This window comes from Lysobacter sp. Root983 (assembly GCF_001429345.1).
GTDB lineage: Bacteria > Pseudomonadota > Gammaproteobacteria > Xanthomonadales > Xanthomonadaceae > Lysobacter.
The window spans coordinates 790045-809924 of record NZ_LMJO01000001.1 but is presented as its reverse complement, the minus strand read 5'-3'; the positions used below and the strand labels follow the sequence as shown (position 1 = coordinate 809924).

Below are 19880 nucleotides of genomic sequence, written 5' to 3'. Positions count from 1 at the left end.
ACCTGCCATCGAAGAGGAACTTCACCATGATCATCAAGCGCAATAACCAGGCCAACGGCCGCAAGTCCAAGAAGCTGGCGCTCGCCAGCATCCTCCTGACCTGCTCGCTGGCCGCCGGCAACGGCAGCGCCATGGGGCCGGTGGTCGAGGTCGGTCCGAACCTGATCCAGAGCATCCTGAATCAGATCAACACCTACTCGCAGCGCTTCGCCGATACCGCGGCTTACGCGAACGACGCCAAGAGCTGGCTCGATCAGCTCAACCACATGAAGCAGCAGCTGATCAACATGCAGAGCCTGCTCAGCTCCGTCTCCATGCCCAACGGCACCACCTGGACCAAGGTCAACGCCAACACCTACCTGGTCGAGGAATCCTGCAACCGCGGCGGCGGCGGCCTCAGCGTCAGCGGCCTGCTGAGCATGATCGGCCTGGATCCGGCCGGCGACTGGGTGGCCAAGCAGAAGGAAATCTGCGTCAACATCCGTCGCGCTCGCAACGAGAAGTACAACTACACGGTCGAGTTCGTCATGAACGTCGCGCCGCAGATGCAGAACATGCTGAAGACGGTCAACACCCGTCGCAACTCCAGCAACACCCAGGGCAACGTGGCGGCGGTGGACAGCTCGTCCAACGAAATCTCCAACGACCTGGCGCTGAAGTTCCAGATCTGGCAGGGCCAGATGCAGACCTACGACGTCTACATCGCCACCATGGAAGAGAACCAGCGCACGCTGGCCTACAAGGCGATGAAGGGTCAGCAGACCATCCTGGGTTCGCTGGTCAAGACCGGCGCGCTGGCGACGGCGCTGAAGGTCGGCAACTGAGTTAGGGGAACGGCTGGAGCGGCCGGGCCCTTAGCGGCCCGCTGCTTCGTCGGCCGGTAGTGAGTCTGCGCCGATGGGTTCGGTGCGGTGGGTGAACAGGGGCAGGCCAGCGGCAATGACCCGACAGGCAGATAGGCGCGCAGATGAGCAGGGGAATCGAAATCGTGGGTGATTGGCTGAAGGGCAGCATCGGCAACTGGCTGGATTGGCTCAATCCGCAGGTACAGTCGGTGGGGGATTTCGTCTTCTTCCGCCTGATCCTGGCCTATCTGCGCGAGGAGATCCAAAAGTTCGGCGTCGGCATGATGACCAACGCCATGACGTGGGTGGGCGCTATCGCCCTCACCGCGATGACGCTGTGGATCCTGGTGCAGGGCTATCGCATCGTGACCGGCATCTCGCGCGAACCGATGATGGCCTTGGTGAGCAATTCGTTGCGCGCCGCCTTCATCATCGGCGTGGCCACCTCGATGGCCGCGTTCGGCACCAACATGCATACGTTCTTCACGGAGGACCTGAACAAGGAAATCCATTGGATCGTCACCGGCAAGGACACCAAGATCGAGGACCAGATCGACAAGAGCCTGGCCTGGATGCAGGTGGCCTTGACGAGTATCGACATGATCGACGTGGTCCGGGACCCGACCCTGGACGACGACAAGAACCGCGCCATGTGGTTCGTCGGCATGGGTACGGGCGGGCCCGCGATCGTCAGCGGCACCATGCTGCTGCTCTACGAGATCGCGATGGCGATGTTCGTCGGCTTCGGGCCGATATTCATATTGTGTTTGCTGTTCGACCAGACAAAACAGCTATTCACTAAATGGCTTTACTACGGCATAGGAACGCTATTCTCGATGGCGGTCCTAAGCGCGATGGTGTCGATAGCCCTGGAGATGGTTACGCGCGTATCGGCAGCCTTCTGGACAACCGCCTTGGCGGGCAGGTTGATGGGCAGCGACTTCAGCGACGGTATGACCAGCCAGGCCATGCAGCAAGGCGGCATGGGCCTGATCCTCACCATCCTGATCGTCAGCGCACCGCCGATGGCCGCGATGTTCTTCCAGGGCCTGCTCGGTACGCCCAGCGCCTACAACAGCATGGGCGGCGCCGGTTCGGCCGCGCCAGGCGCCGGCATGCCCCCGGGCTACGCCGGCAGCGCGGGCTATCGTCCGACCACGCCGACCTACGGCGGCGGTGGCGGCGGCGGTCAGCCGGGTTACGTGCCGGGCGCCCAAGGTGGGCAGGGCGGTGGCGCGCCGAACCCATCGCTGCAACAGGGCGCGGCGACCGGGCGGCCAGGTTCATCTCCCACTCATACCGACACCATTAAACCTACTCCGAACGTCACCCCAGGCACGCGCTAATTCATAGGGAGGTGGTTAAGGATGAAAGCTTGGTGTTGTGTGCTCCTGCTTGGACTCGCGAGTTCCGGCTGGGCGCGCGCGGAGCAGGGTTGTCCCGCCGGCCTGGCCCCCATCGGCCAGGCGCCGGGACCGATCTGCGTACCGCAGCCCGGTTACGGTTTGGGCGCGCCCAGCGCGGGCCAGCCGTCGCAACCGCGCGGCCCGCAATGGCAGTCGCGTTTCGGCGCGATGTCGATCGACTACACCCGTGGCAAGCTCGGCACGGCGTCGAACATGGCCAACACCCGCAAGGCGGAGAAGGCCGCGATCGCGCAATGCCGCGCCAACGGCGGCGACGACAGCAGTTGTAAGAAAAATCTGCTTTCCTGGGGCAACGGCTGTGGCGTGGTCGCCTGGGGCGCCAGCTTCGCGGCCATGCGCAGCGGCGCTTCGGTGGACGCGGCGGCCGGCGAGGCGCTGCAGGTCTGCGGTCAGAACACCGGCGACTGCCAGATCTACTATTCGGGCTGCAGCTACCCGGTGCAGTACTGAGCGGCGCTTGCGATTTGGCGGTATTGAGGCGAGCATAGGCTCAAACCGGTGGCGACGGATTCGCCGCCGGATGCGGTAAAGTAGTCGTAGGCGGCGCGTTGGCGGACTTCGGTCCACACCGCCCGCAGCGCTAGATCAAGGGGCGCGATCGCACAGTCGTGACTAGGATGTCGCGGCGATCCTGCAATCGATGCTCCGAGGAGTTACACCGCCGGCATCCGCCGACGGACAACGTGCCCTCAGGCCGCGCGGCCGAAGGCACCAGGAGACGCCGCGTCGGAGTTTTCGACGTGGCGTAGAGGTTTGCATGAAGCTACAACTCGTTCCCTTTGCGCTGTTGCTATGCATGCTCAGCGCCTGCGATTCGGCGTCACATGCGCCGGGCGCACCCAAGGACGATCCCGTCACCGCAGCCACCGCCGCTGCGCCTGGCGCCTCCGACACGGTCGCTCCGCCTGCTCAAACCCCGCCCGTCACCGACAGCGCCGCACCGGCTGCTACGGTCCTGCCCGATCCTTCGTTGCCCGAATCGGCCTGTACGCCCGATGGGTTCCGCGAGTTCTTCGAGGCTTACGTCGACTCCGCTTCCGTACGCAACGCCTATACCTGGGCGGACGTGCGGATCGGCCGTTACGCCGCGCCCAAGCAAGACGCCCGCAGCGTCGCCAAGGCCGGCTATCGCGACTTCAGGATCGGTGCCGTCGATTACCGGTGGGTGTACCTGGACCCGGCCATCAAGGAGCCGGGCGACTATCCGCGACTCGATATCGATATCAAGCCCAAGGACAAGACCGCTCAGGTCGAGTACGTGAAGGCCGAATTCGATGCCGAAGACAACCTGGTGCGAACGGTCGGCGACCGTGGCGCCTACGTCTTCGAGTTGCGCGACAAGTGCTGGTACCTGACGCAGGACCTGCGCTGATCCAGCGCGGGTTTTCTTCTTTGTTCCGAGAAAATACGGAGGTGTCTCGTGGGCGGTAAGTACACGATCGTTGAGAGCGGCCCGAAGGGTCGTGAAGCTGTGCATTCGTACGAAGATCTCGAAATCCATCATCCCAGCAAGAAGGGCAAGGAGCCGGGGCGCCACTACCAGGTGGTGGACGGCCACAATCAGGAAGTGCTGTCCTCGAACGGCAAGGTCGCGCATTCCAAGGAAGGGCACGTGTTCGTGTCCAAGGACTTCATCCTGCTCGACGACAAGGGCAGCAAGGAAGGCCTGCGCACGCCGGCTCCGGCCGAGGGTTACATCAAGATCGAGAAGAACAGCGGTCTGGTGAAGATCTACGACAAGCTGCCCGACGGCGAGATGATCGCCCAGGTCCGCCACATGGATCTGCGCGGCTCCGGCCTCAAGGACGGCGACCACATCAAGTACGGTCAGCCGATGGGCATCCAGTCCGGCATGGGCGGCGGCAAGCTCGACGCCTATCCGACCCACACCCATATCGACTTCAACGCCAATCATCTAGACAAGCTCAAGCAGTACATCCGCGATATCGACACCGGCGTGATCACCGCCGATCGTTATCCGACCAAGGGCCAGGCCACGCCGACGCCGGTCGCGGCGCCGGTGACCTCGCACGAGCGTCCCGCCGCCGAGCCGGTCAAGCACGCGCCGCCGCGCGCGTCGGCCGACGGCGTGCTGCGTTCGGGCGAGCAGGGCGCCGAGATCCGCGCGTTGCAGGAATCGCTGAACAAGCTGGGCTACCACGACGGCAAGGGCCATGCGCTGAAGCCCGACGCCGACTTCGGCGCCAGCACCAAGCAAGCGCTGCAGGCGTTCCAGCGCGCGCACGGTCTGACCGACGACGGCATCGCCGGTCCCAAGACCCTGGGCGCGTTGAAGAAGGCCGAGCAGACGCCGTTGCTGTCCAATCCCGCGCACCCGGACCACGCCATGTTCAAGCAGGCGGTGGGCGGGCTGGAGAAGCTGGGCCCGCAGGCCGGCTTCAAGAGCCATGCCGAACTCGAGCGCGCCGCGGCCACGCTGACCTTCGAAGCCAAGGTCGGCGGCCTCAACCGCATCGACCACGTCGCGCTGAGCACCAACGGCACCGGCTTGTTCGCAGTGCAGGGCGGGCTGACCGATCCGGGCCATCACCGTGCGCATGTGGACAAGGCTCAGGCCGGCGCGCAACCGCTGGAGCAGTCGACGTTCCAGATGCAGCAGGACGCACAGCAGCGCCAGAAGCTGGAACAGGCGCCCGCGGTCGCGCAGCAGCAGCGCGAAGCGCGGGTCATGGCCTGAGGATGCGAACGCCGATCGACGCGGGGCGTCGGTCGGCGCTCAGCCGGTCGCGGGTCGGGTTACCGCCGCAACCGGCAAAGCCGAATGGAGTGCCGAGCGAGAACATGCGCAAGTCGTTGACCTTGTTAGTGCTGATGACGTCGCTGGCGGCATGCCAGGCGGCGGCGCCCGGCGACGCGGAACCGCAGGCAGCTGCGTCCGCGCCGGCCGCGCAGACGCAGCCAAACCCGCAACAGGAAGTGCCCGTGAACAATCTGTCCGTGACGCCGCAGCAAGACGACCTGAGCCGATTCATTCCCGCCGGCAGCAAGCAGTTGGCGGTGCAACGCGCCGATCTGGACGGCGACGGCCGCGAGGACGCGGTGCTGGTGATCGATCCGCCAGCCCAGCCCGGCGCCAAGTTGGGCGAGGGCGCGCCGCGCACCGTGGTGGTGCTGATCCGCGACGCCGCCGGCAAGCTGCAGGAGGTCAAGCGCAGTGAGCGGCTGGTGCCATGCGCGAAGTGCGGTGGCATCGCCGGCGACCCGTTCGGCTACGTGCGCGCCTACGCGGGTGGGTTCACGGTGCTGATCGAGGGCGGTTCGCGCGAGCGCTGGTCGGACGAGTTCGGCTTCGCCTATTCGGCCGAGCAGCAGGATTGGTTGTTGGAGAAGGCGGTACGCAGCGTGGTCGACACCGACACCGGCGAAGACAAGCGTTTGGATCTGCAGCGCAAGGATTTCGGCGCGATCAGGCTCGAGGAATTCGACCGGGACAAGCTGCCGTCCGTGGAAGGGACCTGAGTACGCAGCATCGGCGCCAGCACGGACCAGGACGGTTCGCGCAGGGCTTGGGTTTAGGCGATATGGCTAAGTCAACCAGGAGCTACACATGACGACGGATAGGGAAACGCAACTGTTGCAGGCCGCGACGGCATCGGGGATCTCCTCGCGTCGCGAGCTGGCGAATTTCATGGCCCAGGTCGGCCACGAATCGCACGGCCTGACCAAGCTCGAAGAGGGCTTCCGCTACACCAAGGGCATCTCGCAGATCCCGGTGAAATCGGCGATGCGCGAAGGCGCGCAGGCGCTGGAATCGGCGCGCCTGGAGGCCCTGCGCGGGCGTCCGGAAGCGTTGGCCGACCTGATGTACGGCGGCCGCATGGGCAACGACGAGCCCGGCGACGGCTACAAATACCGCGGTCGCGGCTACATGCAGCTGACCGGCAAGGACAACTACCGCTCCGCCGGCGAAGCGCTGGGCCTGGATCTGGTCCACCACCCGGATCTGGCCGCCAAGCCCGAGAACGCGGCCCGCATCGCGACCTGGTACTGGCAGCACAACGTGCCACAGAACGCGCGCGAAGACGTGACCAAGGCCACCCGCGCGGTCAACGGCGGCACCAACGGCCTGGCCGATCGCGAGTCGCGCAACGAGCGCTGGCTGCAGACCCTGACCCCGGAGCTGATGGAACAGCTCGCCGCCGGCCGCATCGGCCGCGCGGTGGAACCCCCTGCGCCGGCCACGCCCGCGCGCACCGCGCCGAACGCGGCCGCCGACGGCGTGCTGAAGGCGGGCGAGAAGGGGCCGGCGATCGAAACCCTGCAGAAATCCCTGCACGCGCTGGGCTATACCGACGGCAAGGATCGCGCGCTGAATCCCGACGGCCACTTCGGCGCCAGCACCAAGGAAGCGGTGCAGGCGTTCCAGCGCGCCCACGGTCTCAAGGACGACGGCGTCGCCGGTCCCAAGACCCTGGACGCGCTCAAGAAGGCCGAGCAGACCCCGCTGCTGTCCAATCCCGCGCACCCGGACCACGCCATGTTCAAGCAGGCGGTGGGCGGACTGGAGAAGCTGGGCCCGCAGGCCGGCTTCAAGAACCACGCCGAGCTCGAACGCGCGGCGGCCACGCTGACCTTCGAAGCCAAGGTCGGCGGCCTCGAGCGCATCGATCACGTCGCGTTGAGCACCAACGGCACCGGCCTGTTCGCGGTGCAGGGCAACCTCAACGATCCTGGCCATCACCGTGCGCACGTGAACAAGCAGCAGGCCGGCGAGCAGCCCCTGGAACAGTCGACGTTCCAACTGCAGCAGGACACGCAGCAGCGCCAGAAGCTCGAAGCTCAGGCCAATCCGAACCAGACCCAGCCGCCGCCGACGCGCGCGATGGGTTGAGTCGACCCGCCGCCGCGCGTAGGCGCGGCGCAGGTACGGCCGCGTCCGCTAGGGGGCGACGCGGCCGTCGGCCCGATCCGGTGCGTCCCGTAGCAGGGCGCACCGGATCGAGTCGGTCGATTTCGTCACTCCCGAATTCGCTTCAGGAATCCTCATGAAATCTGCAAATCTGTTGTGCGTCGCGCTGCTGACCGTGTTGGCGGGCTGCAACGCGGCGACCGCGCCGGCCGATGCCGGCGCGAGCGCCAGCGAAACCGAAGCTGCGCCGCCGGCGCCGATGGCCGCCGCGGTGCCTGCGGTGCCCGCCGAAGTCGCGCCCGCCACTGCGCCCGGCGCCGCGCCCGCCACCGGCGACGCGCGCTCGCTGTGCGCGGCCGGCGAAGACATCGTGCTGTCGTGCAAGCTGGCCGGCGGTCAATTGGCCTCGCTGTGCGCGTCCAAGGGCGTGAGCGATCAGGCCGGCTACGTCTACTTCGCCCAGGGCGCGGCGGGCCAGCCCGACTACGTCTTTCCGGCCGACAAGGGCGTGCACGCCAAGCGCTTCAAGCGCACCCAGCTGGGTTTCGCCGGCAACACCGGCGGTTACGCCTATTCGTTCGAGGACGGCGGCCGCAAGCGCATCTTCTACGCGATCTCCGGCGAGAACGGCCTGGAAGAGCGTGGCCTGCTGATCGCCAACGGCGATGCGGCCAAGGCCGACAGCGTGGCCGCGTGCGAGCCCGGCAGCGTCGTTGACGATATCGACGACACCTTGTTCAAGTTCACCCGCGGTTGGGACCGCGACGCTGCGATCGATCGTGGCGGACTTCCGGCCAAGCCCTGATCCGCACGGCCGCAGCCACCACCACGAATAGCGATCGCATCAAAGAGGAAATCCTATGTCTACACCTAGCAACCGCGACTACCTGCTGCAACGCGCCTACGAGGCGGGCATCCACGACCCGCGCGAACTGGCCGCCTTCATGGGCCAGATGCAGGTCGAATCCCGATCCTTCGCCAGCATGCACGAGAACCTGGGCTACAGCGCCGAGCGCCTGCATGAGGTGTTCCCCGACCGTAACGGCATGAACACCCTGGCCGAAGCGCGCGAGGTCGTGCGCGGCGGCCGCGAGCAGATCGCCGAGACCATCTACGGCGGCAGCTGGGGCCGCGACAACCTGGGCAACACCGAGCCGGGCGACGGCTGGCGTTTCCACGGCCGCGGCTACGTGCAGCTGACCGGCCGCGACAACTACGAACGCGCCGGGCGCGAACTCGGCCTGGACCTGACCGGCAATCCCGATCTGGGCGCGGACCGCAGCAATGCGGCCAGCATCGCCGTGCATTACTGGCAGAGCCGAGTGGTGCCGCACGGCCATCAGTTCGATGTGCGCGAAGCCACCCACGACATCAACGGCGGCTACAAGCACCTGCCGGAGCGCCGCGCGGCGGTGGCCGAGTGGGAGCGCATGCTGACCCCGGAAGTGATGCAGGGCCTGGCGCGCGGCGAAGTGGTGCTGCCCGCGCAGGGCCGTGGCGGTCGCGATCCCATGGCCGACGGCGTGCTCAAGCTCAACGAGCGCGGCCAGGCCGTCGAGGACATGCAGGAAGCGCTCAAGCGTCTGGGCTATCGCGACGCCCAGGGCAACGAACTCAACCCCGACGGCCATTTCGGCCGCCGCAGCCAGGAAGCGCTGAAAGCGTTCCAGCGCGATCAGGGCCTGACCGACGACGGCATCGCCGGCCGCGATACCTTGAACGCGCTGCGCAACGCGCAAAGCCAGCTGCCGGCGAACGAGCGCGGCCGCGATCAGCCGGCCCAGCCGGTTGCCGCCGACCCGGCCCGCAGCAGCGCGCTGTCGGATCCGGGCAATCGCGACAACGCGGTCTACCGCCAGGCGGTCGCCGGGCTGGAGCGCCTGGGCCCGAACGGCGGCTTCAACAGCCGCGAGGACATGGAGCGCGCCGCCGCCACCCTGACCTACGAAGCGCGGGTCAGCGGCTTGAACCGCATCGACCACGTGGTGCCCAACACCACCGGTACCGGCCTGTTCGCGGTCCAGGGCGGCCTCAACGACCCGGCCCACCACCGTGCCTTCGCCGATCGCGGCCAGGCGGTGGGGCAGAGCGTGGAGCAGACCAGCCAGCGCCTGCAGCAGGACGTGGCGCAGCAGCCGGTCCAGGCGTTGCCGCAGCCCCAGCAGGAGCGCCAGCAGGCGCGCGCGTGATCGCAGCGGTCGTGCGCCGCCGTCGGCGGCGCGCGGCCATGCACCTACCTGCGGGCGCGCGTTTGGCGCGCCCGCGACCGGACCTCAGCCGTGCAGCCCCCCCGGGACGCGGTTGTGGCGGCCAGTCGGATGCGGGACCGTTCTGCGGTTCCGCATCCGCCTAGCCTTGAAGCACCCTCGCGATTGCGCGAGCATACGGGCCAGGCTGCAGCAGCGGAGGCGCCATGAACGGACTCCCCCAGGGACAGGAACGCAAGGTCGACAGCGACGCGTCGGTGAAGACCTTGGACGACCTGCGACAGGCCGAACAACGCGCGCTGTTGAGCAGTCCCAGCCATCCCAACCACGACCTGTTCAAGCAGGTGCGGGTGTGCCTGGATCGCCAGGACACCGTGACCTCGCGTTCCCCCGAACAGAACGACAACCTCGCGGCCGCACTCGCGGTCGAGGCCCGGCGCAACGAAATGCGCGTCAACCACGTCGTCCTGAGCAAGGACGGCGAGCGCGCATTCGCGGTCGAGGGCGACCTCAACTCGCCGGGGCGCCGGGTCACTTACGTCGAAACCGCACAAGCCGCCGCGCAACCGATCGAGCGCAGCGGCGAGCAGTTGGCGCAGCTGTCGCGCGAGCAGGAACAGCGCGACCGCCGTCAGCAGCAGGAGAAGCAGGCCGAGCCGCAGCGCGAAGCACCGCTGCTGGGGCTGGGGCCGCGTTCTCTGTGAGGGCGGTGCAGACGCGGCCGGTCCGCGGGGTCGCACAGGCATTGGAGGCTAGATTGTGAGCGAATACCAACATCACGTACTGACGCGCGGCCACTATCACATCGTCGCCTTGACCCGCGACCAGGAGTTCGAGAACGACGACATCTACGCTTACGCGGTGATGTCGTCTTCCGGCGTCAAACTGCGTCAGGAGCTCTCGCTCAGCGACGCCAGGAACTGGATAGACGATAGGATAGAGCAGGACCGGGGCAGCCCCAGCAGCCCCGAACCAGCACGCGCACGCGAACGCGATCCGGTAGAAGCGACCCGCACGCGATCCACGTTGACCCGGCCCGGCCGGAAGCGGCGATGATGGCGGGGCGGGTCTTGGGGAACTTCATTAGGGAATAACACGTGAAAGGGAAGCTGATCTTCGCCCTCGGCCTGGGCCTCGTCGCCCTGGTCGCCGGCCTGTACCTGTCGGGCTACTTGACGCTGCTGCTGCTGAAACTGGACACCGGTCTGCTCAAGTGGAACACCTACACGGACTACGTGAGGGTGCTCGACCTGCCGCAATACAAGCCGTATGCGGGCAAGATCAAGGCCTCGGGCTACATCGGCTTCGGCCTGCCGGTGGTGGCTTACCTGGCCATGGCGGTGCTGATCCTCAAGCCCAAGGCGCGCTCCATGCACGGCGACGCGCGCTTCGCCAACGGCATGGACCTGCAGGCCAAGGGCATGTTCAAGGCCTCGCCCAACGGCATCGTGGTCGGCAAGTACAACGGCAAGCTGGTGCGCCTGGGCGGCCAGCAGTTCGTGATCCTGGCCGCGCCGACGCGCTCGGGCAAGGGCGTGGGCATCGTCATCCCGAACCTGCTCGAGTATCAGGAATCGATGGTGGTGCTGGACATCAAGCAGGAGAACTTCGACCTGACCAGCGGCTGGCGCGCCCAGCAGGGTCAGGAGATCTTCCTGTTCAATCCCTTCGCCGAAGACCGCCGCACCCACCGCTGGAATCCGCTGACCTACGTGTCCAACGACCCGGCGTTCCGGGTCTCGGACCTGATGAGCATCGCGGCGATGCTGTACCCGGACGGCTCCGACGACCAGAAATTCTGGGTCAGCCAGGCCCGCAACGCCTTCATGGCGTTCTCGCTGTACCTGTTCGAGGCCTTCGAGGAAGAGAACAAGATCGGTTTCCCGTTCGCCAGCGCGCCCACCATCGGCGCGATCTATCGGCTGTCCTCGGGCGATGGCAAGAGCGAGCTCAAGCCCTACCTGCAGGGACTGTCGCAGCGTCCGTTCCTGAGCGACAACGCACGCTCGGCGTTCGCCAACATGCTGTCGCAGGCCGACGAGACCTTCGCCTCGATCCTGGGCACGTTCAAGGAACCGCTGAACCCCTGGATCAATCCGGTGCTAGATGCGGCCACCAGCGCCGACGACTTCCTGCTCACCGATCTGCGCAAGAAGCGGATGACCATCTACGTCGGCATCCAGCCCAACAAGCTGGCCGAAAGCCGCCTGATCGTGAACCTGTTCTTCAGCCAGATCATCAACCTCAATACCCGCGAACTGCCGCAGAACAACAAGGCGCTCAAGCACCAGTGCCTGCTGCTGATGGACGAATTCACCTCGATCGGCAAGGTCGACATCATCGCCTCGGCGGTGTCGTACATGGCCGGCTACAACATCCGCCTGCTGCCGATCATCCAGAGCATGTCGCAGCTGGACGCGACCTACGGCAAGGACATCTCGCGCACCATCATCACCAACCACGCGCTGCAGATCATCTACGCGCCGCGCGAGCAGCAGGACGCCAACGACTACTCCGACATGCTGGGCTACACCACGGTGCGCAAGCAGAACGTGACCCGCGGCCGCGAGTTCTCGCGCAGCGAATCCGAGGAGCGCCGCGCGCTGATGCTGCCGCAGGAGCTCAAGGCGATGGGCTTCGACACCGAAGTGTTCCTGTACGAAGGCATCCCGCACCCGGTGAAGTGCGACAAGATCAAGTACTACCAGGACAAGTACTTCACCTCGCGCCTGCTGCCCAAGGTGGAAGTGCCGACCCTGACCATCCGGGTCTGAGCCCCGGCTGAGCCGCCGTCGCCGCGCACCGGCGCGGCGGCTGCACGATCGCAGCCGCGGCGATACGATGTGCCTCATCGGCCGCCCCCGCGGCCCCATGCGACCGAACCTCATCCCATGCAGAACCTGCGCATCTCCCTGGTCCAAGGCGCCACCCGTTGGCACGACCCGGCCGGCAATCGCGACTACTACGGCCACCTGATCTCCGGGTTGCGAGGCAACACCGATCTGGTGCTGCTGCCGGAAACCTTCACCAGCGGTTTCAGCAACGAAGCCATCGGCAACGCCGAGACCATGGACGGCCCGACCGTGGCCTGGGTCCGCGAGCAGGCGGCCAAGCTGGGCGCGGCCGTCACCGGCAGCGTCCAACTGCGCACCGACGAGGGCGTGTTCAACCGCCTGCTGTTCGCCACGCCCGACGGTGAGCTGCAGACCTACGACAAGCGCCACCTGTTCCGCTACGCCAACGAGCACGAGCGCTACGCCGCCGGCCGTGATCGCCTCACGGTGGAGTGGAAGGGCTGGCGGATCTGCCCGCAGGTTTGCTACGACCTGCGTTTCCCGGTGTTCTCGCGCAACCGCTACGACGTCGAACGCCCCGGCGCGCTGGACTACGACCTGCTGCTGTACGTGGCCAACTGGCCCTCGGCACGCGCTTATCCCTGGAAGACCCTGCTGCGCGCGCGCGCGATCGAGAACCTGTGCTACGTCGCCGGCCTCAACCGCGTCGGCGACGACGGCAACGGTCTGCATTACTCCGGCGACAGCGCAGTGATCGATTTCCTCGGCCACCCGCTCAGCGAGTGCACCGACGAGGAGGTGGTGTCGACCACGACCCTGCTGGCCGACGAACTGGCCGCGCACCGCGCCCGCTTCCCGGCGATGCTGGATGGGGATGCCTTCGCCCTGAAGTGAGGGCAGGGTAACCGCCTACATCCGCCCCAGAGCAGCCGCGCCGGTCCCCTGTAGGAGCGGCGCAAGCCGCGACCCGCAGCTCCGAGCACCCGCGCAGGTTCCACTGCCGCCGTAACAGCGTCGGCCACGATTTACGCCGAGATTGGACGGATCACGGTCGCGGCTCACGCCGCTCCTACCCCAAAGCGGCCCGCATGGCTTCCTGTAGGAGCGGCGCAAGCCGCGACTCGCAACTCCGAGCACCCGCGCAGGTTCCACTGCCGCCGTAACAGCGTCGGCCACGATTTACGCCGAGATCGGACGGATCACGGTCGCGGCTCACGCCGCTCCTGCCCCGAAGCGGACGCACCCGGCCCCGTGTGACCGATGGCACTGTGCGTGCCGGTGGGCTATGCCCAAACGTAGCCCGCCATCCCGCGGCGTTCGTCGGGAGCGGGAGTCGCGCCATGCCGCTCAGCAAAATCCTCCTGTGCTTCCTTGCCGCCGCCGCGATCGCGCTGACTGGCTGCGGCGCCGTACGCCCCCCGGACGTGCGCCAGGCCGACGGCCTGGCGCGTGCGCATGCCCGCGGCGAGCTGATCCAATTGGAGGCGTTGGGGCCGTTAGAGCGCGCCCGCCTGCAGCAGATCGCGTCCGAATTCCCGGGCAAGATCGCGGTCGCCGGCGGCGCCTCGCTTTATCGCGTCGTCTATTGGACGCCGTACCGCGGCCGGCTGGTCGCGGCCTCCGGCCTGTACGCCGTGCCCACTGGCGCGGCGGCCGCGAAGGGCACGGTGGTCTATCTGCACGGCACTCAGATCACGCGCGCCGCGTCGCCTTCGCAGCCGCAGCGCGTGGACGGCAACGAAGAAACCGCGGTGTTCGCCGGCAACGGCTACGAGGTAGTCTTGCCGGACTACATCGGCTTGGGCGTATCCACCGAACCGCAGGCCTATCTGATCGCCGCGGCCCAGGTCGACGCCACCCTCGATCTGCTGCGGGCGGTGCGCTCGGCCTCGATAGGTCTGGGCCGCGACGCTGCGCCATCGCTGTACCTGATGGGGTTCTCGCAAGGCGGGCAGAGTGCGGCCGCCGTGCATCGCGCTCTGGAGCGCGAGCCGCTGGCCGGCTATCGCTTGCGCGGTTCGATCGGCATCGCCGGTCCCTACGACCTGCGCGCGCTGGTGGTGAACAAGCTGACGCCCGCGCACGCCGCGGCGCCCAACAACGCGGGCTATTTCGCTTTCATCGCCAACGCTTATTCGGGCCACTACGGGCATGCCCTGGACGAAACGCTGACGGCCGAGTACGCAGCCGCCGTGCCCGCGCTGTTCGACGGCAGCAAGACCCCGGAGCAGCTCGCGCCGGTGCTGCCCGAGGACGCCCGTCGATTGTTCCGGCCCGAGTTCCTGCATGCGCTGCAGGCCGATCAGGACAACTGGCTCACGCGCGCGCTGGACGAAAACCGCACCGACCACTGGGCGCCGGTCGCGCCGTTCCGGATCTACTACGGCGACGACGACAGCGATGTATTGCCGCAATCGGCGAAAACCTTTTATGCGTACGCGAAAGCGCATGGCGGCAACGTGTCGCTGGACGCTTTGGGCGCGGTGGATCACTGGAACAGCGCCGCGCTGACCTATGCGCCGGCGCTTGCCTGGTTCGATGCATTGAGCGCTGTGAAGTAGCGCACCGCAGGGTGCAGCGATAACCGCATCGTCGCGGGCGTTGGAGGGTGCGATGGTGCGGTTCGCATACGCTCACCACACCCTACATTTGTGGTGAGTGTGTCGGATCGCGTGCGCGGACATCACACGGAAAATCTCCCCTCATTCCCTTTTTTTCAATAAGGGGATGTGAGCTCGTAGGGTGCGGTGATAAGCGCACCGTCGCGGGCGCCGGAGTGTGCGATGGTGCGGTTCGCATACGCTCACCGCACCCTACGAACCTACGACTTCGCCTTTTCCGAAGGGGGAAGGCGAGCTCGTAGGCTGCGGCGATGACCGCACCGCCGTGCGAAACGGAGCTCGCGATAAGGATTAATCACTCCGCCCGCCGCAGCGCCCGCGCCGGGCTGTCGCCGCGCTTGTGGAAGTAGACCTGCTCGGCGGCCCAGCGCAGCGGCGCGGAGTGCAGCAGCAGATCGAAGGGCCAGTCGAACTGGAAGCGGTCGAAGGCCCAGCGCAGGGCGCGCTTGGTGCGGAAGCGCGGCGCGCTGTCGATCGCGACCTGCTCCGGTGCGGGGCCGCCGCTGCGCACGTGCGCGGCCAAAGCCTGGCCCAGGGTCCAGCCGTGCGCCCAGGCCGAGTGGATGCCGCCGGCGGTCACCGGCGAGACGATGCCGGCGGCGTCGCCGGTCAACAGCGCGCCGTCGCGCGCCAGCGGGAACACCGGGCCGCTGCAGGGAATCAGCCCGGCCCGGGTTGCGTCGGGCGCGGCGGTGGGCAGGCCGACCAAGGCGCCCACGCGGGCCAGGAATCCGTCGATATCGGGCACGCGCGCGCGCTCGGGATCGTGGCGCAGGGCCAGGCCGGCCTGCACGCCGGTCGGATTCTGCGCGATCCAGCCGATGTAGCCCGGCGCGTAGCGCTTGCTGACGAAACAGTGCAGGGCATCGGGCTCGGGCAGTTGCGCCCCGGCGAACTCGTACTCGATGCCGTACAGGAATTCGTTGACCCGGCCCAAACCGGTGCGCTCGGCCACGCGCGACTTGGCGCCGTCGGCGCCGACCAGACAGCGCGCGCGACACTGGATCGGCAGCAACCCCTGCGACATGCCCTCGATGCGCCAACCGTCGCCGTCGCGCTGGGCTTGGGTGAACGAAGCGCCCAGGCGCAGATCGACGCCGTTGCGGCGCAGTTCGTCGGCCAGCCAGCGCATCAGCCGCGGCGTGTCGGTGGTGAGGAAGTAGTAGCCGGGCGCGTTCAGAGCCAGGCTTTGCAGGCGCGGCGAGTACAGGCGCACGCGCTCGACGCGATGCAGGCAGTCGCTGGGCGCGCGGCTCAGCCAGGTTTGTTCCGCGGCTTCCTTGACCACGATGCCGGTGGTATGCAGGCGCTCGCCAGGATCGGTCTTGCGCTCCAGCACGGTCACGCGCAGACCCGCGCGCGCCGCCGCGAGCGCGCAGGCGGCGCCGGCGAAGCTGGCGCCGACCACCAGCACGTCGCAATCGTAGGAGGTGTCGTGTAGGGGCATGGCGGGCGTCCTGATCGAAGGGCGCGGCCACTGTCGCGCCTGGCGATGAAGCCTGGATGGGGCGAATGTGAAGTCCGGGCGCCGGCGCGGCGCCTGCCGCGTCAGCCCTCGCCGCAGCGCCAGCGCGGCAGCACGGGGAAGCGCGTCGGTTCGAACGCCGGCAACACGCTCAAGGTCGCATCGACCAGCGCCCGCGAAATCATGCCGGTCGCGCCTTCGTCGCCCGGCGGGTCCTGCGGAATCGATTCCGCCAACGCCAGATTCAGTTCCATGGGCAGATAAGCGGCGGCCACGCGTATGTTGGACAGCACGCACTCGCGCGCCTGAGCGGGCGAGAAATCCGCTAGCAGGTGGTCGAAATCGGCAGCGCTTTCGACCAGCGCGGCGAACAGGAAGTGCTCGAAGGTCGCCGACTCGATCGCGCTGTCGTCGCGGTCGTGCCAGATCATGCCGACGCCGACCCCACTGTCGGCGCTGGGCATCAGGCAGTAGGCGTCGCCGGCGCCGGAGATGGCGAAAGGCAGAAACCTGCGACCGTCCTGAAAGCGGGGGTTGAGCCAGCCCTCTACGATCTCATCGGCCTGCGCTGGATCTATCCATTCCAGGTCGTAGGCGCACGACAGCAGCGGCTGCGCCTTCAGGCTGTACTCAAGCCAGTTGGATTTCCAATCTTCCAGGTTGTCGCCGTAGCGCGTCCGGCCATCCGCCTGCAGCCTGATGAAGGACGAGGGCAGGGCGATGCCGGTGCGCGCGGCGAGCATTTCGAAGTGCATGGGTCGAATTGTCGCACCGCGTGCGCTGTTGCCGCGTAGGGGCGGGGCAGGCCGATCTCACCGGAAGGGAAGGCTACACGCAAAAGAAAAGGCGCCGCAGCGCCTTTTCTTCGTTACCGCTCGCCAGCGCTTAACCGCGCGGGCCGCGACCGCCGCCGGGACGGCCGCCGCCGCGCGGGCCGCCGGGACGCGGGCCGTTGGCGTTCGGGCGCGCGCCGCCGGGGCGCGGAGCGCCGCCGGGACGACCGCCGGGCTTGCCGCCGGGGCCACCCGGGCCGCCGGCCGGACGCGGGCTGCGCGGACGGTCGCCGTAGGGGTTGAAGCCGCCGGGATTGGCGTGATCGGACGGGAAGCTGGGCGCGTTGCCCGGGTGGCCGTAGGGACGCGAGCGCTGGCCCTGACCCTGGCCTTGTCCCTGACCGCCGCCACCGCCGCCACGACGTTCGCCGTAGGGGCTGTTGCCGCCGCCGCTGCGTTCGCCGCCATAGCCGCCACCGCCGCCCGGGCCGCGCTCGGAGCGGCCCTGGCCGCCACCGCCGTAACCGCCGCCGCTGCGCGCGCCGCCGCCAGCACCCGCGCCGGCACGACCGCCGCCGCCGCCGCCGCCCGGCTTGCCGCCGTAAGGCTTCTTCGGGCCGCGAGCGTCGGGATTGCGATGACCGCTGGGGCCGGTGTCGACACCGTCGGGCACGTACCAGGTGCGGAACGCGGCCGGATTGCCGTCCGGCAGCGGCTTGGGACCCTTGTCCTTGCGCTGCTTGAACGGCTTCTGCGATTGATTGGCCGCGGCTTCGCCGCTGACCGTGAGACCGCCGTGCTTGCGCGGGCCGCCGCGGCCGCGGCCGCCGCGATCTTCGCGTACGTGATCGAAGCGGCGCAGTTCGCGACCTTCGTCGGCGGTGTTGTGGCCGCCCACGTAGCCCTGCGAACGCTCGCCGCCGGACAGGTGCACGGTGGACTTGGCCGCCTTGCGCTGGCCGATCACCGGCTGCAGGGTCAACGCCGACGGCGTGCCGTCTTCCAGACCCAGTTCGCCGCGCAGCGCTTCGACCTTGTCGGAGGCGAGCTCCTGCGACTGGCCGCGCAGCAGTTCGCGCGGCAGCGAGACGCTGCCGTAGCGGATGCGCTTGAGGCGGCTGACCTGGCAGCCCTGCGACTCCCACAGGCGACGCACTTCGCGGTTACGGCCTTCCTTCACCACGACGCGGAACCAGTCGTGCGAATCGCTGCCGCCGACGCGCTCGATCTCGTCGAACTTGGCCGGGCCGTCCTCGAGCGAGACGCCGCGGGCGAGGCGGTCGACGATGTTGTCGGCGACCTTGTCCTGGCCTTCCGGCGCGCGCACGCGGCACACGTACTCGCGTTCGACCTCGAACGACGGGTGCATCAGCGCGTTGGCGAGCTCACCGTCGGTGGTCAGCAGGAGCAGACCGGTGGTGTTGATGTCGAGGCGGCCGATCGCGATCCAGCGCGCGCCCTTGAGCGCCGGCAGGGATTCGAAGATGGTCGGGCGGCCTTCGGGGTCTTCGCGGGTGGTGACTTCGCCTTCGGGCTTGTTGTACATCAGCACGCGGGCCGGCTCGGTCAGCGCGCTGGCGACGAAGCTGCGGCCGTCGAGCTCGATCTTGTCGCCGCCCTTGATGCTCATGCCGATTTGCGCGGTCTCGCCGTTGACCTTGACCAGGCCGTCGGCGATGCGCTGTTCCAGCGCACGGCGCGAGCCCAGTCCGGCCTGCGCCAGCACTTTGTGCAGACGCTCTTCCAGACGCGGCGCCTCGGTGGAGGCGGCGTCACCGCTGCGCTTCAGGGAAAGCTTGCGGGGTTTTTGTTCGCTCATTTCTGTTGCTCCGGCCGGTCGTCTTCGGACTCGGCCTCTGTGTTCGGAACGGTCGTCGTCTCGACGGCGTGAGGGTCTTGCTCGTGATCGTTCGCGTCTGCCGCGCGCTCGCCCGGCGCGGCATCGGGGTCGTCCATGGGGACGGATTCGGAGTCTTGCCGATCGTCGTCGGCGGCTTCGCCGGCGGCGTCTTCGTTGTCTTGGGTTTCGTCGCCGGCTTCGGGCTCGGCGTCGCCATCGTCGAGATCCACGGCCTCGTCGTCGCTGGCATTCGTTGCGGTGTCGCTGTCGTCGCCGGCGGTCTCGTCATTGCCGGCGTCTTCGCCATCGGCTTCATCGTTGCCGGCCGCGCCGTCCTCATCGCCCGCGTTGCCGATGCCGCCGGCCTCGATCTGGCTGGGCGCGGGCGGGCCGTCGAACTGCAGCTGCGGCTCCAGCTCGCCGATGTCCTTGAGCTCCGACAGCGGCGGCAGCTCGTCCAGGCGCTTGAGGCCGAAGTAGTCCAGGAAGGTCTTGGTGGTGCCGAACAGGGCCGGCTTGCCGGGCACGTCGCGGTGGCCGACCACACGGATCCACTCGCGCTCTTCCAGGGCCTTGATGATGTTGCTGTTGACCGCGACGCCGCGGACCTGCTCGATCTCGCCGCGCGTGATCGGCTGGCGGTAGGCGATCAGGGCCAGGGTTTCCAGGGTGGCGCGGGTGTAGCGGGTCTGGCGCTCGGTCCACAGGCGCGCGACCCAGGGGTGCACGTCGGACTGGACCTGGTAGCGGAAGCCAGAGGCCAGCTCCACCAGTTCCACGCCGCGTTCCGCGCAGCCTTCGCGCAGGGTTTCCAGCGCCTGCTCGACGCTGTCGGCGGGCGCCGGCTGGTCTTCCGGGAACAGCGAGTGCAGCTGCGCCAGGGTCAGCGGCTGGTTGGCCGCGAGCAGGGCGGCCTCGACGATGCGGGTGATGAAATGTTGATCCATGGGGCGTGCGTGTTCTTACCGTTAGGTGCCTTGCGGCGGCGCTGCGGCGTTCGATGCGCGGCCAAGGCCGGCGGAAGCGCGCAGGGTCAG

At 67.8% G+C, this 19880-nt stretch carries 18 protein-coding genes; 14 read left to right on the top strand and 4 right to left on the bottom strand.

Annotated elements, in window-relative coordinates; all coding sequences use genetic code 11:
* The first annotated feature begins 26 nt into the window (after positions 1-26).
* From ASE43_RS03495 to ASE43_RS03430, 14 genes are all read left to right on the top strand, one after another.
* The gene (locus ASE43_RS03495; RefSeq protein ID WP_056175236.1) at positions 27-824 is read left to right on the top strand and encodes a hypothetical protein; all 798 of its coding nucleotides are present in this window, start codon (positions 27-29) and stop codon (positions 822-824) included.
* Positions 825-967: 143 nt separating this feature from the next.
* A complete protein-coding gene (locus ASE43_RS03490; protein WP_082576300.1) occupies positions 968-2191 on the top strand; it encodes a type IV secretion system protein in 1224 nt (407 codons plus the stop codon).
* Between the two features lie 39 nt (positions 2192-2230).
* Positions 2231-2722 (top strand): DUF4189 domain-containing protein, encoded by a 492-nt coding sequence (locus tag ASE43_RS03485; RefSeq protein WP_162250617.1) that lies wholly within the window; start codon positions 2231-2233, stop codon positions 2720-2722.
* Positions 2723-3029: 307 nt separating this feature from the next.
* The gene (locus tag ASE43_RS03480) at positions 3030-3644 is read left to right on the top strand and encodes a hypothetical protein (protein WP_157499648.1); all 615 of its coding nucleotides are present in this window, start codon (positions 3030-3032) and stop codon (positions 3642-3644) included.
* A 99-nt stretch (positions 3645-3743) separates the two neighbouring features.
* Complete coding sequence (locus tag ASE43_RS03475; protein ID WP_056175223.1) at positions 3744-4970, top strand: peptidoglycan-binding protein; 1227 nt, start codon at positions 3744-3746, stop codon at positions 4968-4970.
* Between the two features lie 2 nt (positions 4971-4972).
* On the top strand, positions 4973-5752 hold the full coding sequence (locus tag ASE43_RS22455) for a hypothetical protein (RefSeq protein ID WP_235568639.1): 780 nt from the start codon (positions 4973-4975) through the stop codon (positions 5750-5752).
* An 88-nt stretch (positions 5753-5840) separates the two neighbouring features.
* Positions 5841-7124 (top strand): XVIPCD domain-containing protein, encoded by a 1284-nt coding sequence (locus ASE43_RS03465; RefSeq protein WP_082607075.1) that lies wholly within the window; start codon positions 5841-5843, stop codon positions 7122-7124.
* A gap of 154 nt (positions 7125-7278) precedes the next feature.
* Positions 7279-7947: a hypothetical protein gene (locus tag ASE43_RS03460; protein ID WP_157489295.1), complete on the top strand. Its 669-nt coding sequence runs from the start codon at positions 7279-7281 to the stop codon at positions 7945-7947.
* A gap of 55 nt (positions 7948-8002) precedes the next feature.
* Positions 8003-9331 carry an XVIPCD domain-containing protein gene (locus tag ASE43_RS03455; RefSeq protein ID WP_057159475.1) on the top strand — a complete coding sequence of 443 codons (1329 nt, stop codon included), beginning with the start codon at positions 8003-8005 and terminating at the stop codon, positions 9329-9331.
* Positions 9332-9555: 224 nt separating this feature from the next.
* On the top strand, positions 9556-10053 hold the full coding sequence (locus tag ASE43_RS03450) for an XVIPCD domain-containing protein (RefSeq protein WP_056175211.1): 498 nt from the start codon (positions 9556-9558) through the stop codon (positions 10051-10053).
* 55 nt (positions 10054-10108) lie between these two features.
* Positions 10109-10405: a hypothetical protein gene (locus ASE43_RS03445; protein WP_056175208.1), complete on the top strand. Its 297-nt coding sequence runs from the start codon at positions 10109-10111 to the stop codon at positions 10403-10405.
* Positions 10406-10458: 53 nt separating this feature from the next.
* Positions 10459-12123 carry a type IV secretory system conjugative DNA transfer family protein gene (locus ASE43_RS03440; RefSeq protein WP_157499105.1) on the top strand — a complete coding sequence of 555 codons (1665 nt, stop codon included), beginning with the start codon at positions 10459-10461 and terminating at the stop codon, positions 12121-12123.
* Between the two features lie 117 nt (positions 12124-12240).
* Positions 12241-13038, top strand: a complete 798-nt coding sequence (locus tag ASE43_RS03435) for an amidohydrolase (RefSeq protein ID WP_056175204.1) — start codon at positions 12241-12243, stop codon at positions 13036-13038.
* A 446-nt stretch (positions 13039-13484) separates the two neighbouring features.
* Positions 13485-14705 (top strand): lipase family protein, encoded by a 1221-nt coding sequence (locus ASE43_RS03430; RefSeq protein WP_057159474.1) that lies wholly within the window; start codon positions 13485-13487, stop codon positions 14703-14705.
* A gap of 355 nt (positions 14706-15060) precedes the next feature.
* On the opposite strand, the gene ASE43_RS03425 is transcribed toward ASE43_RS03430, so the two are convergent.
* From ASE43_RS03425 to scpB, 4 genes are all read right to left on the bottom strand, one after another.
* On the bottom strand, positions 15061-16212 hold the full coding sequence (locus ASE43_RS03425; protein ID WP_057159473.1) for an NAD(P)/FAD-dependent oxidoreductase: 1152 nt from the start codon (positions 16210-16212) through the stop codon (positions 15061-15063).
* Positions 16213-16313: 101 nt separating this feature from the next.
* Positions 16314-16985 (bottom strand): SMI1/KNR4 family protein, encoded by a 672-nt coding sequence (locus ASE43_RS03420; protein WP_057159472.1) that lies wholly within the window; start codon positions 16983-16985, stop codon positions 16314-16316.
* Between the two features lie 130 nt (positions 16986-17115).
* Entirely contained in the window at positions 17116-18822 is a 1707-nt protein-coding gene (locus ASE43_RS03415) for a pseudouridine synthase (RefSeq protein WP_057159471.1), read from the bottom strand.
* Positions 18819-19790 carry an SMC-Scp complex subunit ScpB gene (gene scpB, locus ASE43_RS03410; RefSeq protein WP_057159470.1) on the bottom strand — a complete coding sequence of 324 codons (972 nt, stop codon included), beginning with the start codon at positions 19788-19790 and terminating at the stop codon, positions 18819-18821. The genes ASE43_RS03415 and scpB overlap by 4 nt, the downstream gene beginning before the upstream one ends.
* Positions 19791-19880: the final 90 nt, after the last annotated feature.

What these genes read in the sequence shown, in the direction of transcription:
- ASE43_RS03430 (WP_057159474.1), top strand. Translation starts at nt 13,485, where the DNA reads ATGCCGCTCAGCAAAATCCTCCTGTGCTTCCTTGCCGCCGCCGCGATC.
- ASE43_RS03490 (WP_082576300.1), top strand. Translation starts at nt 968, where the DNA reads ATGAGCAGGGGAATCGAAATCGTGGGTGATTGGCTGAAGGGCAGCATC.
- ASE43_RS22455 (WP_235568639.1), top strand. Translation starts at nt 4,973, where the DNA reads ATGCGAACGCCGATCGACGCGGGGCGTCGGTCGGCGCTCAGCCGGTCG.
- ASE43_RS03425 (WP_057159473.1), bottom strand. Translation starts at nt 16,212, where the DNA reads ATGCCCCTACACGACACCTCCTACGATTGCGACGTGCTGGTGGTCGGC.
- ASE43_RS03420 (WP_057159472.1), bottom strand. Translation starts at nt 16,985, where the DNA reads ATGCACTTCGAAATGCTCGCCGCGCGCACCGGCATCGCCCTGCCCTCG.
- ASE43_RS03415 (WP_057159471.1), bottom strand. Translation starts at nt 18,822, where the DNA reads ATGAGCGAACAAAAACCCCGCAAGCTTTCCCTGAAGCGCAGCGGTGAC.
- ASE43_RS03450 (WP_056175211.1), top strand. Translation starts at nt 9,556, where the DNA reads ATGAACGGACTCCCCCAGGGACAGGAACGCAAGGTCGACAGCGACGCG.
- ASE43_RS03455 (WP_057159475.1), top strand. Translation starts at nt 8,003, where the DNA reads ATGTCTACACCTAGCAACCGCGACTACCTGCTGCAACGCGCCTACGAG.
- ASE43_RS03435 (WP_056175204.1), top strand. Translation starts at nt 12,241, where the DNA reads ATGCAGAACCTGCGCATCTCCCTGGTCCAAGGCGCCACCCGTTGGCAC.
- ASE43_RS03495 (WP_056175236.1), top strand. Translation starts at nt 27, where the DNA reads ATGATCATCAAGCGCAATAACCAGGCCAACGGCCGCAAGTCCAAGAAG.
- scpB (WP_057159470.1), bottom strand. Translation starts at nt 19,790, where the DNA reads ATGGATCAACATTTCATCACCCGCATCGTCGAGGCCGCCCTGCTCGCG.
- ASE43_RS03465 (WP_082607075.1), top strand. Translation starts at nt 5,841, where the DNA reads ATGACGACGGATAGGGAAACGCAACTGTTGCAGGCCGCGACGGCATCG.
- ASE43_RS03480 (WP_157499648.1), top strand. Translation starts at nt 3,030, where the DNA reads ATGAAGCTACAACTCGTTCCCTTTGCGCTGTTGCTATGCATGCTCAGC.
- ASE43_RS03460 (WP_157489295.1), top strand. Translation starts at nt 7,279, where the DNA reads ATGAAATCTGCAAATCTGTTGTGCGTCGCGCTGCTGACCGTGTTGGCG.